11 protein-coding genes are annotated in these 13,438 nt (G+C 44.3%); 2 read left to right on the top strand and 9 right to left on the bottom strand.

The features are described 5' to 3' along the window. Positions 1 to 386 precede the first annotated feature (386 nt). Both CE058_RS18810 and acpS read right to left on the bottom strand, forming a co-directional pair. Complete coding sequence (locus tag CE058_RS18810) at positions 387 to 1,400, bottom strand: LolA family protein (RefSeq protein ID WP_163144746.1); 1,014 nt, start codon at positions 1,398 to 1,400, stop codon at positions 387 to 389. Positions 1,401 to 1,542: 142 nt separating this feature from the next. Continuing rightward, on the bottom strand, positions 1,543 to 1,896 hold the full coding sequence (gene acpS, locus CE058_RS18805) for a holo-ACP synthase (protein WP_163144745.1): 354 nt from the start codon (positions 1,894 to 1,896) through the stop codon (positions 1,543 to 1,545). Positions 1,897 to 2,051: 155 nt separating this feature from the next. On the opposite strand from acpS, the gene CE058_RS18800 reads away from it, so the two are divergent. Then, complete coding sequence (locus CE058_RS18800; RefSeq protein ID WP_163144744.1) at positions 2,052 to 2,777, top strand: rhomboid family intramembrane serine protease; 726 nt, start codon at positions 2,052 to 2,054, stop codon at positions 2,775 to 2,777. A gap of 34 nt (positions 2,778 to 2,811) precedes the next feature. Here the strand turns inward: CE058_RS18800 and CE058_RS18795 are convergent, their stop codons facing one another. From CE058_RS18795 to CE058_RS18765, 7 genes are all read right to left on the bottom strand, one after another. Next, complete coding sequence (locus tag CE058_RS18795; RefSeq protein WP_163144743.1) at positions 2,812 to 4,266, bottom strand: PH domain-containing protein; 1,455 nt, start codon at positions 4,264 to 4,266, stop codon at positions 2,812 to 2,814. Beyond that, positions 4,256 to 4,735 carry a PH domain-containing protein gene (locus tag CE058_RS18790; RefSeq protein WP_048008765.1) on the bottom strand — a complete coding sequence of 160 codons (480 nt, stop codon included), beginning with the start codon at positions 4,733 to 4,735 and terminating at the stop codon, positions 4,256 to 4,258. Before CE058_RS18790 ends, CE058_RS18795 begins: the two co-directional genes overlap by 11 nt. 119 nt (positions 4,736 to 4,854) lie before the next feature. After that, positions 4,855 to 5,817, bottom strand: coding sequence for a UV DNA damage repair endonuclease UvsE (gene uvsE / locus CE058_RS18785; RefSeq protein WP_163144741.1), 963 nt, complete (start codon positions 5,815 to 5,817; stop codon positions 4,855 to 4,857). Between the two features lie 124 nt (positions 5,818 to 5,941). Next, on the bottom strand, positions 5,942 to 7,420 hold the full coding sequence (gene cshA, locus CE058_RS18780) for a degradosome RNA helicase CshA (protein WP_163144739.1): 1,479 nt from the start codon (positions 7,418 to 7,420) through the stop codon (positions 5,942 to 5,944). A gap of 498 nt (positions 7,421 to 7,918) precedes the next feature. Continuing rightward, positions 7,919 to 8,614 carry an alpha/beta hydrolase gene (locus CE058_RS18775; RefSeq protein WP_163144737.1) on the bottom strand — a complete coding sequence of 232 codons (696 nt, stop codon included), beginning with the start codon at positions 8,612 to 8,614 and terminating at the stop codon, positions 7,919 to 7,921. Between the two features lie 632 nt (positions 8,615 to 9,246). Next, complete coding sequence (locus tag CE058_RS18770) at positions 9,247 to 10,620, bottom strand: UDP-N-acetylmuramoyl-tripeptide--D-alanyl-D-alanine ligase (protein ID WP_163144735.1); 1,374 nt, start codon at positions 10,618 to 10,620, stop codon at positions 9,247 to 9,249. A gap of 117 nt (positions 10,621 to 10,737) precedes the next feature. Continuing rightward, a complete protein-coding gene (locus tag CE058_RS18765; protein WP_163144733.1) occupies positions 10,738 to 11,814 on the bottom strand; it encodes a D-alanine--D-alanine ligase in 1,077 nt (358 codons plus the stop codon). Positions 11,815 to 12,230: 416 nt separating this feature from the next. On the opposite strand from CE058_RS18765, the gene CE058_RS18760 reads away from it, so the two are divergent. Continuing rightward, positions 12,231 to 13,421 carry a dicarboxylate/amino acid:cation symporter gene (locus CE058_RS18760; protein WP_163144731.1) on the top strand — a complete coding sequence of 397 codons (1,191 nt, stop codon included), beginning with the start codon at positions 12,231 to 12,233 and terminating at the stop codon, positions 13,419 to 13,421. Positions 13,422 to 13,438: the final 17 nt, after the last annotated feature.

The following is a 13,438-nucleotide window of genomic DNA, read 5'->3' as shown; positions in this document are numbered from 1 at the left end:
TCCCAGGCGTTGAGTCCGAACATAGACCTTCTTCGGACTCAAATTGCGGAAATCCCGGGCGTTGAGTCCGAACCTAGACCTTCTTCGGACTCAGATTGTGGAAATCCAAGAGGTTGAGTCTGAACCTAGACCTTCTTCGGACTCAGAACGTGAAAATCTGTGCGGCTGAGTCCGAACCTTGGCCTACTTCGGACTCAGAATTCGTAAACCTGTGGAGCTGAGTCCGAACCCTGATGTACTTCGGACTCAACTTGCGAAAATCCCTCTCCCAGTGTCCGAACGCGAATCCTGCTTCAATCTCACGATGCTTTAAACCCGAGATTGTGAGCCCGAACTTTCCAAACACAAAAAACAGGCCCCAAATGAGACCTGCTTTAGTCAATAATTTATTTCACCATTTCTCCTTGAACAGAGCGGGCAATATCGGACATTTCTTCAGGTGATAAATCGTTGGAGGCGATCATATAATCCACGCCCTGGTAGGTCCAGGAGATGGTGTTGTCAGAAAGTGCACCAATGGTGAAGCCAAGGTCCACCGGCTCGCCTTTAACCGATGTAACAACGGATGATGTCGGCATGACAGCAGCCTTTTCCTGTACAAGCGTGAATGACTTTTCTCCATCATATGTTAATACAACGCGCTTGCCGTCTTCTGTTTTCATTTCCTGTTCATCAACCAGCTTTACATCCGCCATGTCCATCTGCGGATATTTAACTGTGAATTCCTGATCCTCCACCTCGGCCATGACCGGCACTTCGAGCTGGGCGCCTGTCATGTTCTTCTGCATGTCAAAGTCTTTCTTATCGAAACTTGCATTGAACTTTACATTTGAAAATTCTACTGTTACAAGTGCATTTTTATCAGGGTCCATAACTTTCACACTGACTGGGGATAAATCGGATTTCTTCAGCTTGATTTCCTGTACAGGAAGCATCTGATTATTTTGATATCGTGTTTTTGTTTCAAACACATAATGCTCCTTTGTAGCGGAGAACTTAGCTTCTTTATCCTCCATAATGTCCTTGACTAATGATTCATATAAATAAGCCTGGCTGCTGTTCTGCGGCCAATCACTCTGGAAACGGAAGCTTTTGTTCAGTGCAGGAGTGAGGACAAATACACCGTCATTGTTTCGCAGAATCATCTGGCTTTGTTCCTTTTGGGCGTTTTTCAGGTTTACCCGGTAAAAATCCGGATCTTTATGCCACACTTCTATTTCATATGTCTGCGGGTCTGTTCCCATCTGCAGAGTCATTTTTGCCTCTGCCTTGTATCCCTTAACGTCTTCGAGCTTTTTATCAAGATCCTTCACAACATCCTCCTGTGTTTTAGAACCACAGGCAGACAATGCAAGAACAACCAAAAGCCCGGCAAGCAGCATAAACCACTTTTTCTTCATTCCTTCAGCCCCTTTGTCTCATTTCAGTGAGATTGGCCGCTTCCGGCCTGTCTCTCCTATCGCATTATGAATATATGAGACAACCTTAAGGAATATGCTAGGAGGAATGACAAGCTTTTGAAATTCTTCCCGCAGTAAAAAGTCATTCTTTTTCTATAACCACCTGAGCCACAGCATACTCCCTGCTATGGGAAATCGACAAGTGAACCCCATCTTTAAATGGTTTCGAAATAAACGGCTTACCCTTTTCATCCTTTTCAATTTCAATATCCTGAAAGGAAAGTTCTTCCCCAATTCCGGTTCCCATTGCTTTTGAAAAAGCTTCTTTGGCCGCAAATCTTCCTGCAAGAAACTCTGCGCGCCTTTTTTCCGGCAATTGCTGATAGCCATTCAGCTCTTTTGGGGTCAGAATCCGATCAGGAAACCGCTCCTGCCTGGCAATAATTTTTCTTATTCGCTCCAGGTCTGCAATATCAATCCCAATACCGGAAATCATCTCTCATCTTCCTTCTATTTATATTATTCGCTGCATAAAGAATACAGTAGAAGCAGGATTGTGTACACATGATCCGCCAAATAAGTGTTATGGCATGCTGAAAACCCGCTTTTCAGGCTATGATGTAGATAACTATTGAAGCACGGAGGAGAGCCATGTTTACGAGAACGGAAAGCTTTAAGGAATTTATCCGCTATTACCCTGTTGTTACTGCTATCATTTGTATCCATATTATCATCTATCTATTAACCGTCATTCCCCTTTTCCCAAATTCACTTATTTTTGAAAAGCTGGCTGGTGTCAATTTATATATTGTGGAGGGTGAATACTGGCGGCTGCTGAGCCCTATCATCCTGCACAGCGGCTTCTCCCATGTTTTATTTAACAGCTTTTCACTCGTTCTATTCGGTCCTGTCCTGGAAAGGCTCCTCGGTAAAACCAGATTCATTCTGCTTTATATCACCGCGGGGGCAGCCGCCAATATTGCTACCCTCATCCTTGAGCCATTAACGTATATTCACGCCGGAGCCAGCGGTGCGATCTTTGGTTTGTTCGGCTACTTTGCAGCAATTCTGGTCTTTCGAAAAGAACTTTTATCCAGGGAAAACTCACAAATCATCCTGACCATCACGATCATCGGGGTCATTATGACCTTCCTGCAGCCAAACATCAATGTGACGGCACATATATTCGGCCTGTTTGCAGGCTTCCTGATTGGCGCAGCCTCTCTGGCCAAAGGCCGCACATCATCTTCATCCGGCAACATAAGGTCAGGCGGACTTTCCGGCATCAGGCCTTCTTTAAAAGGAGTACCTGCATCAAGGCTTGCTGTTTGGGGAGTTATCGTTATTTTAGCCATAGTGGGGTTTTTAGCCAGATAATGGCCCATAGCTGAACAGTTAAACAAAAAAGCGCTCACGGGCGCTTTTCTTTTTGCTTCAGTCCGGTATAAGAATACCATTTATAAATTGCATATACTTCTTTCCTGTCGAGATCACGAACGGTTCCGCCTGTCCCGCCTGCCCCGGACATAGCCGCAGCTTCTATGGTAGCCAAACTGCGTTTTTTCTGAAAATAGCTTTCTTTCATAGATAGGGACTGGATTCGATTTCTTCTCATAATAACAGTTGTCCTCACTATACCGCGATATCTGAGGGCAAGCTGCTGTGAGCTGATATCCCAGCCTGCATCCCTGTATTTGAGATGCGACCATCCCAGCGCAAGAATCAGCAGCACCAAAGAAAAGTATCCCCACGGCCTAAAAAAGAGGAGCGGCACAGCCACAAAAGGCAGGATCCACAGAAACCCTCTCCACAAATAGCGATTGAGCGCTCTTTTCGGAGCTTTAAAGAAACCCGGCTGCAGTTCATACTGTGGCAAGTGCGGCTTTAACAAACCGGCAATCCTTGTTTTTTTCACGATCGGCAGGATCATTAAGCGGGCGCTTTCATTGTCTTCAATGGAACCTCCCGCACTTTCGATATAGACAGTCGCCAGTCCAAATGGCTGCCTAAGCAGGTTTTCCCTTATCTGAATAGCCTGTATGCGGTTTAGCGGAATCGTCATCTGCCGCTTTTCGAGCAAGCCTCTGGTAACAATCAATTCCTTCTCACTTTTTATTAATGTAAAACCGGCATATTTCAGCATGCTCCCAATAAGAGCAATCAGCCATGCCATTAGAAAAACGATGAATATCAGAATACTTACAAAGATCATTCCATTGGCAATAAATCCTTCGAGCCCGGTAAACACCTTTTCATAGGGAATGATTTCTTCAAATTGAAATACAAAAGCAAAGACAGCTGAAATAACGACGCCTGCCCCGCCTGAAGTTGATGCCAGCAGGAACAATTCGCCAGGCGTAATTTTATAAATCACTTCCCGGTTCTGCTCAGCTGTTTCCGGTTCTGAAGGATTATTTTTGGCAGCTGAAAATGCCTGCTGAATGAAATCTGCATCTTCTTTGGAAATAGCCGTCAATACCGCTTCTGCCTCACCCGCACCGCTTGAGCCCGCTGTCTCCACCTTCATTTTCACAAGTCCAAAGGGTCTTTGAAGCAACCCTTCCGATAAGTCGAGACTTTGGATTCTTTCAAGCGGAATATATCTTTTCTTCCTTACAAGAACACCATACTCGATTCGAAGCTCGCCTTCCTCCAGTCTATAGGTATATCTCCACCAGGTAAGAATCCCGATTATAAAAACCGCGATTATGACCCCTATAGACAGGACAAGCTGAACAATTTCCCCATTTCCTCCTCTGCTTCCAAAGACGACAAAAATAAGAAAAGGCACCAGCATTTCCTTAAGGTGTTTCAGGAAATTGACTGCCGCGGATATTGGGTGCAGCCGTTTCGGATTAGACATCATTTTCTGCAGCCCTTGCCAGCTGAGAAATGAAAAAGCGCAGTTCCTCAGCTTCATCCACATCCAATGCCGGTATTTCATGAACGGTAGCAGCTGTCGAGATAGTGACAGTAGCCAGGCGATATTTACGCAATATCGGCCCTTGCCTCGTATCCACATGCTGCACCCGAATCATGGGAACAAGCGTCCTTTTTATCACAAACAGTCCATTTTTAAGCTCTATTTCATTTTCCCGGACCTCATACCTCCATCTTTTCCACCTTAAAGCTGGGAAAGTCATAATGACCAGGTAGGCATAGGCGGAAAAAAACATTAAAGAAGCTCCAATAACCCAAATAGGCCAATTAAACAGGATGGCAGCAGCAATAGCGCCCCCTGATAACACAAAAGGAAAAACAGAATGGAGCGTGCCGGAGATTCTCCAGGCAAGCAGTCCCCTTGCCGGAATCCTTTTATGCGGCTCTGTAATCATGCAGTACCCCCCGCAATTCCATAAAATTGATAGCTTTAAATCCGCTCTTTCACTTCTATAAGTATACATGACAGAAAAAAGAAGTGTCTCCCTTTTATGAAAAAAATGGGGGGTACCAGTTATATTTCAAAGCTGGATGAATCAATAAAAGTCAGATTAGGGTTCATTTTCAAATCTTCAGCAAGCTTAAACAGGGCGCTGTCCTTCATTTTCGCTTCAATCATGCAATGAATCTCAGGCACTGAACCTTTAATGTTCTGCAAAAACTCCATAAACATATCCGCATCAATATAATCCGCATGCGCTCTGAAGTCTTTATCTGATTTGGGACTGGAAATATGCATTTTCACAGGCAGTTCAGAATGGTCCCATGTTGCTGCTGCCCTTTCCCATTGCCCTATCCAGTCATCATTCTTGAAGTTGGCAAGGTGGTGATGGTAATCAAAAACCAGCGGAATCCCAAGCTTTTCACAAAGGTAGAGCGTATCATCAAGTGTAAAAGTGGTATCGTCATTCTCGAGAATGATCATCTGCTGGATTCCGGAAGGCGTAAAGCCCCAATTATGGATAAATTGTTCGAGAGCTTTTTCTTTATCATCATATCCTCCGCCAACATGCAGAACACATCGGTGAGCCGGATTCAGACGCATGCCTTTCAGCAGGGCTTCATGCATAGCCAGCGTTTTGATGGACATATTCAATGTGTCAACTTTCGGTGTATTAAGAAGCACAAAATGGTCAGGGTGAAAATCCACACGCATGGGATGTTCCTTCAGAAAGTCGCCGATGTCCGACAGAATTTCTTTAAGTGGACGCATATACTTCCAATCAGAAAGTTCCTCATGATTAGCAAGGGGAATCAGCCGTGAGCTGAAGCGGAAAAAATGGATATCATGGGCTGCATTGTGCTTTAACAGCCTCAGGCAATTCTCCAAATTGGAAACGGCAATTCGTTCCAGTCTTGCAATAGCCGCCTCACGGTCTTTAATACTTGAGAATTGTTTGAACGTCATCGTTTGTGATGGCGATGCGTTTTTCAGATTCATACTCATCGCAACATACCCAAGGCGTACAATCGTCATGTCGATTCCTCCCGTTCAGCTTTTCCCTTAGTATGTACGGCAGCTGCTGAGAAATTGCATGTGTGGATGGCTCCGACTGAGAACCAAATAAAAAAGAGAGCAGAATTTCTGCTCTCCAAATTTCTTATCTATAGCTATTGCTGTTTGAACGGTTGTTATTTTGGCTTGGGCGTTTTCCAGTGTGGCCTTGGCGGGATTTGTATGATCCTTTTTGGCCGCCCTGTCTGCCTCTTCCATTGTATCCTCCGCGGCTGCGGTCATTTGGCTTTCTGTCGCGCTTAGATGGCAGCGGCTTTTCCTCTGTTAATTTAACAGGCGTAGTATCCGGTTCCTTTGTCAGCATCTTCAGCACGGCTTGAAGAACTGTTGAAGCGTCCTTTTGTGCCAGAAGCTCATCTGCTGCTTCTTTATAGCTTTCAAGGTTGTTTTCCTCGATGGTTTGCATGATCTTTTCCAATACAGCTTTTTGCTGGCCTTCAAGCGCCTCATCCAGTGTTGGAGCATCCATGCGTTCCATTTTTTTCTTAGTTGTACGTTCCACCACATGCAGGTACGATTTCTCGCGCGGATTGATGAATGTCATCGCAACACCTGTTTTTCCAGCACGTCCGGTCCGGCCGATGCGGTGAACATAGCTTTCAGGATCCTGTGGGATGTCAAAATTGTAGACATGTGTTACGCCGGAAATATCTAATCCGCGCGCTGCCACATCTGTTGCCACAAGGACGTCGATGCTTCCCTCTTTGAACTTCCTTAGAACAGAAATCCGTTTAGCCTGGCTTAGGTCACCATGGATTCCTTCAGCCATGTATCCGCGAAGATTCAAGGCTTCAGCCAATTCATCAACACGGCGCTTGGTGCGTCCGAAAACGATCGCCAATTCCGGTGATTGAATATCAAGAAGTCTTGTCAGCACATCAAATTTATTTTTTTCATGCACTTCAACATAGAATTGTTCAATAGATGAAACAGTCATTTCCTTAGCTTTTACGCGGACAATTTGAGGGTCCTTCATAAAGCGTTCTGCCATTCTGCGGATTGGCGCAGGCATTGTAGCAGAGAAGAGCAGTGTTTGGCGCTCTTCAGGAATTTGTGCAAGAATCGCTTCAATATCGTCAATGAATCCCATGTTAAGCATTTCATCCGCTTCGTCAAGGATGGCCGTATGAACATGGTCCAAACGCAAGGTTTTGCGGTTGATATGGTCCAGAATACGTCCCGGTGTTCCAACGATGATATGCGGCTTGTTCTTTAAAGCGCGGATTTGGCGGTTAATATCCTGGCCGCCATAAATGGAAAGGACTTTCGTTCTTTTTCCGTATCCGATTTTATACAGTTCTTCCGATACTTGAATCGCCAGCTCACGTGTAGGGGCAATAACAATTCCCTGAATATAGTCTTTCGTGTTGTCGATTTTATCAATCATCGGGATTCCGAATGCAGCCGTTTTTCCTGTTCCTGTCTGCGCCTGCCCGATGAGGTCTTTATTCTCCAAACTTAACGGAATGGTCTGTGTCTGAATAGGAGTCGCTTCTTCAAATCCCATTCGTTTCAGTGATTTCATTGTCTCCGGGCTGATGCCCAAGTCTTGAAACTTTGTCAATGTATTCATTCTCCTTCTAATCATAGAAAAATTTTGTCCCTGCAAACCTGCAGGCAGGAGTTCTCCTGAAAAATTGGCCTATGAGTCACTCTTCCGGACGATTATAAGAAATGTTATGGCACCCTGTAAGGAGCCTTTTTACCGGCGTACCCGGCATCTAGATGCTGTAACTTCTCATTTTTATAAAAAGTGCGGTTATGTTTCGTTAAGAAGAGTCCCACTCACTATGAAACCCGCTTGAGGAAAGGATGAGGGTAAGTTCTATCCAAATTGTTCAAGGACAATCAGGTCTCTTAAGATAAGTGCATTTAAGCACCCATCTATTTATGGCCTTACTGAAGTATGCTTTTTCAGCAATACTTCTGTATTTAATGAAAAAAGACATTCTCCTACTGGAGTATGTCCGGGTTCTCAAAAGAAGTTCCTGTTGGCACTTTGGTGTTTATATTACCATTTTCAAGTAAGCATTGCAAACGTGAAGGCTGGCTGAAAACCTTATCATTCTGGCTTTTTTTGCAGAAAGCCAAGGATCTCCTGAAAGAGGCGGTCCCCTTCCCCGCAATGGCAGATAAGATGCTTAGAGTCTTTTATAAATATTAACTTTTTGGCTGATGAACCAATATTATTATATAAATATCGGGCGCTTCTCGGAGGCACAACTCCATCACTTTCACCCTGCGCAATCAATGTCGGCACGGTGATCTGATTTAAAATGGGCCTGATGGAAGCCACAAGCCTGCGGAATTGTAGTGTTGCCGTAATCGGTGTCGCACTGATTTTCCGCTTATATCTGACGAACATTTCATTGTCAGCCAGGTTCCCCCTGAAAGCATCTCTTACCATCTCTTTAATATCAAAGAATAGCTGCTTCGGGTTCACGTAATAAGCAGCAGCACTGAGCAGAACCAATTTATCTACAGGGTAATGTACAGTTAAATAGCTGGCAATCAGGCCGCCCATTGAAAAACCGATGACATATACTTTCTCACAGCGGCTGATCAGCCTCTTCAGTTCTTCCTCTGCATGCTCAATCCACTTGTTGTAGGCGATTCCTTTCAGCTTTAACTCATCACCATGACCCGGCAATGTCGGCACGGAAATCTCCCAGTCTGTATGCTCTTTTAAATACTCTGCCAAAGGTTCTACTTCAAATGGAGCTCCTGTAAAACCATGTATGCACATGCAGCCAATCATTCACGAGTCACCGCCATTTTTTAAAATTTTAGTTCATTTTATTTTACACTTTTTCCTTTTTGCCATACTAATCAAACCTATTGGAAGATAAAATTTACAACGAAGGAACTATATATAGTGAAACTACAATCAGTGGGGGGCTTTTTCCCACTGATTGTTAGTTGAAGCCCACAGGACAAGGAAGGCTTCGTCAGCATGAGCATCGCACGACCAAATGCGACAGCTTTTGGGAGGATGTGGCGTTTTTAGTCTTTGTTCTTCTTTTTGGGCCTTTACATTATAAAAGCGAGGCGACTTGCCCAGGGGTGCCAAGGGACGAGCAGATGACGGGAAGTACTTTCCCATCAGCTGATCGGCTTATGAACTCGAGCCCCTAGGAGCCGCAGCTAGATTGGGCAGTTTGACCCCCGCTTATCCTACTTTGATTCCTCTGAGTCTTGAAGTGGGGGGTCCTGCTGCCCGTTAGACTGCGATAAGAATAGTAAAACCCCTGTTCCACGTGAAACAGGGGTTTATTTCCTATAATAACAGTTATATACAGTTATTTATTTTTCAAAATGTTCTTGCTGAAAATCTTTTTGCTGTATTAGTTCTGCATCCCTTCTGTTAAAGCTAAAAGGCTGTCAAAGAAACTATTGAAGAGCTGATACAACTTCTTCAAGCTTCATGCCACGGGATGCCTTAACCAGCACAATGGTTTCCTGGTCGACATGTTTCTTCAGTTCTTGAATGAGATTCTGTTTGTCAGTAAAGGCTGCCACCCGTCCATTAGGCAGGACTTCCTTCGCCCCCTTGGCGATAAATTCGCCAAGCTTGCCGAAAGTAAACACATAATCAACCTTTTTTGCATCCACAGATTTTCCAGTGGAGTAATGGAAATCCTCCTCCTGCGGACCAAGCTCCAGCATATCGCCAAGAACGAGAACTTTCTTTTTATAGCCAGGCAGATTGGCGACCAGTTCAATGGCTGCATTCATAGATGTCGGACTGGCATTATAGGCATCATTAATAATTTTTTCACCCATTTTGCCCTCGAGCAGCTCCATTCTCATATTCGTCAGCTTTAAGCTTGCAAAGCCTTCGTTCATCTTTTCGTACGGAACGCCGAAATGGGATGCTGCAATCATTGCTGCCAGGGCATTCAGAACATTATGGGTGCCCAGTACAGGCAGATAAAATTTCTCGCTGGATCCATTGATCCCAAATGTGCTGCCCTTGTCATTCTGCTTGATATCCACCGGATACACATCGTTTTCCCCGGTTCTCCCAAAGGTTCTTAATGTAGCCGAACCATTGTAGGTTTTCAGCTTTTCATCAAGAAGAGGCTCATCACCGTAATAAATAACCAGGCCATTTTCCTGAAGGCCATTTATGATCTCCAGCTTCGCTTCTGCAATTCCTTCTCTGGAACCTAAATCCTGTAGATGGGATTCGCCTATATTGGTAATGATCACGGCGTCCGGACGGGCTAGCTTCGTAAGAAAATCGATTTCTCCCCTTCCGCTCATTCCCATTTCCAGTACAGCGATTTCCGTATCTTCCTCAAGTGCCAGAATGGTTAGTGGAAGACCGATATGGTTGTTATAATTGCCTTCCGTTTTTTGAACCTTATAGTTTAGTGACAGAAGGTTTGCGGTCATATCCTTGGTCGTTGTTTTGCCGTTGCTTCCTGTGATTCCTGCGACCTTTACTTTTAATTCATTACGATAGCTTCTCGCCAATTCCTGAAGAGCCGTCAGTGTATCTTCAACAATCAGGATGGGAAGATGAAGTGGAGGATTGGGAACATCCTTTTGCCAAAAGGCTGCAGCTGCCCCCTTTTCAATGGCATCTTCTACAAATCGGTGGCCATCCGAATTTTCCCCTTTGAAAGGAACAAATAAATTGCCCTTCCCGATTTTTCTGGAGTCAATGCTGACGCCCTGTATGGATGTGTCATTAAAAGAAGATACGTCATTATCTACTTTAATCATCTGTGTAATTTCCTGAAGTGTTTTTTTAATCATATGGCGCCTCCTATTGGGCAAAATCAGAAAACTGCAGATAATCCTGATTTTGCCAATTATGTATGAACAAAAGGAACACGACAAAAATGCCGTGTTTCCTTCAACAGTTATGCCCTTTTACATGGTGTGTCTGATGCTTTGTTTCTCAGCATGGCGTTCGATGGCCAAATTGACAAGCTTCTCAATCAGCTGAGGATATTCTACTCCCGTATGCTTCCACAGAAGCGGGAACATGCTGAAAGGTGTAAAGCCCGGCATGGTGTTGACTTCATTAATGTATAGCTTACCCTCTCTTGTTAAGAAGAAATCAGCCCGGACAAGACCTGAACAGTCAAGGGCTTTAAATGCCTTAATGGCCATGTCGCTCAGTTCGCTGTACTCACTCTCGGAGATTTCAGCAGGAATGATTAATGCTGTGTCTCCATCCTCATATTTCGCTTTATAGTCATAGAATTCAACCTTCGGCACAATCTCACCGGCAACAGAGCATTCCGGATTATCATTGCCCAGCACGCCAGCTTCAATTTCTCTTGCAGTGACGCCTTCTTCGATAATGATTTTACGGTCAAATTGGAAAGCCTCTTTAAATGCTCCCTCAAGCTCTGAGCGGTTCATGCACTTGCTGATGCCCACACTGGAACCCAGGTTGGCCGGTTTTACGAAACACGGGTAGCCTAGTTCTTTTTCCACTTTTTCATATGCTGCCTCTGTTTCATTTTCCCACTCACTGCGGATAAACCAGACATACTTCACCTGCGGCAGGCCTGCCTGTGCAAATATATTCTTCATGATGACCTTATCCATGCCCGCTGATGATGCCAATACTCCATTCCCCACATATGGCAGGTTTAAGAGCTCAAGCAGCCCCTGAACTGTGCCGTCCTCTCCGTTCGGACCGTGAAGCAGCGGGAAGATGACATCAAATGGGCCTTTCTCCTGAACATCCTGGAAAAGGGTCGGTGCCAATGCTATTGGAGGAAGTGCTTCCCCCTGGGAAAATTCCAGCTCCTTTACATTGGAAACAGGACCTTGCAATTGAGGGCCCTTCACCCATCGGCCTACTTCAGATATATAAATAGGATGAATTTCAAATTTCTCTAAATCCAATGCTTTAATGACAGCCATTGCAGTCTGCATAGATACTTTATGCTCCGCTGACTTTCCGCCGTATAAAAGGCCAACCTTTGTTTTCATAAAAAGAACCTCCAATATTCAATCATGGACTAACTGGCTTTTCATGCCGTTTATTTTTCTCAAGCTGATTTATATGTTCGTTCAAGCTATTCTATATTGTAACACTTTCACATTTAAGAAAGGGAGTGATTACATAGTCAATTCTTCAGGAATTTTTTTCTGCACCCACGCCCATATATCTATAAGTATGACAGAGCGCTTAAAAAGGAAACTTAAACAAAATAATTTCCTTTTCTGGCATTAATTATTTCAGGAAAACGTTTACCTGCCTTCCATAGAGCAATACCCTTAATCTACTAGTAATAATCAGAGTTTTTTTATTATTAAAACAAAAGTTTTAGCTATTAACTTTTACAGCAAAACAGGATATAATCCTCCTATCAAAAACAATTGTATTCTTTAGGAGGACAAAAAACATGAAGTTCGGTTTGCTTCCCAGAATTATTGCAGCTATTGCATTGGGTATTTTAATAGGTTCTTTTTCCCCCCAATGGCTTATTCAGCTATTTGCTACTTTTAATGGACTGTTCGGAAACTTTCTTGGTTTCGCAATTCCGTTAATTATTATCGGCTTCATCGCGCCGGGAATCGGCAGCATGGGGAAAGGCGCAGGGAAACTGCTTGGGATTACAACCGGTTTTGCCTATGCTTCTACGATCACTGCCGGTTTAATTGCCTATTTTTCTGCGACTGTGTTATATCCTGTTCTATTAAAAAACCAAAGCTTCAAAGAGTTTGAGAATCCTGAGGATGCTTTGCTTTCACCCTTTTTCCAGGTGGACATGCCTCCGGTAATGGGGGTCATGACGGCACTGCTGATTTCATTCACTTTAGGCCTGGGATTGGCTGCGATTAAAGGGAACACTCTGCAAAATGCGATGAATGATTTCCGTGATATTATTGAAAAACTGATTGAAAAGGTCATCATTCCATTGCTTCCTGTCCATATTTTCGGGATTTTTGCCAATATGACGCAAGGCGGACAGGTTGGCGCCATTATTTCTGTATTTGCCAAAGTATTTGTCATGATTATTGCTCTTCATCTTTTATTTTTACTGCTTCAATATTCAGCGGCCGGCAGCCTGATGAAAGCCAATCCGCTTAGACTCATGAAAAATATGATGCCTGCTTACTTTACGGCGCTTGGAACCCAGTCATCCGCCTCCACGATTCCTGTTACGCTTAAACAGGTTAAAAAGCTTGGTGCACGTGAAAAAGTTGCGGATTTCTCTGTACCATTGCTGGCAACAATTCATCTCTCCGGAAGCACAATCACCATTGTGAGCTGTGCCATCGCCGTAATGATGCTGCAGGGTCAAACGGCATCATTTGCAGAAATTCTGCCTTTCATATTAATGCTTGGAATCACAATGATCGCGGCTCCAGGTGTTCCTGGAGGAGCTGTCATGGCCGCATTGGGTCTGCTTGAAAGTATGCTCGGATTCAACGAAACCATGCTTGCGCTAATGATTGCCCTCTACCTTGCCCAGGACAGCTTCGGAACTGCGTGCAATGTAACAGGGGACGGTGCTCTGACGTTGCTGTCTGATAAGGCAAGCGGCAAAGATAAGAAGCTTCAGCCTCAATCTGCTGTGAAAGCCGGCTGATTGAAAAAAAGATGTCC

It is taken from the genome of Bacillus sp. 22-7, assembly GCF_010628845.1.
GTDB classification, from domain to species: Bacteria; Bacillota; Bacilli; order Bacillales; family Cytobacillaceae; genus Cytobacillus; species Cytobacillus firmus_B.
The sequence above is the reverse complement of the archived record's forward strand: the minus strand, read 5'-3'. Positions and strand labels throughout refer to the sequence as shown.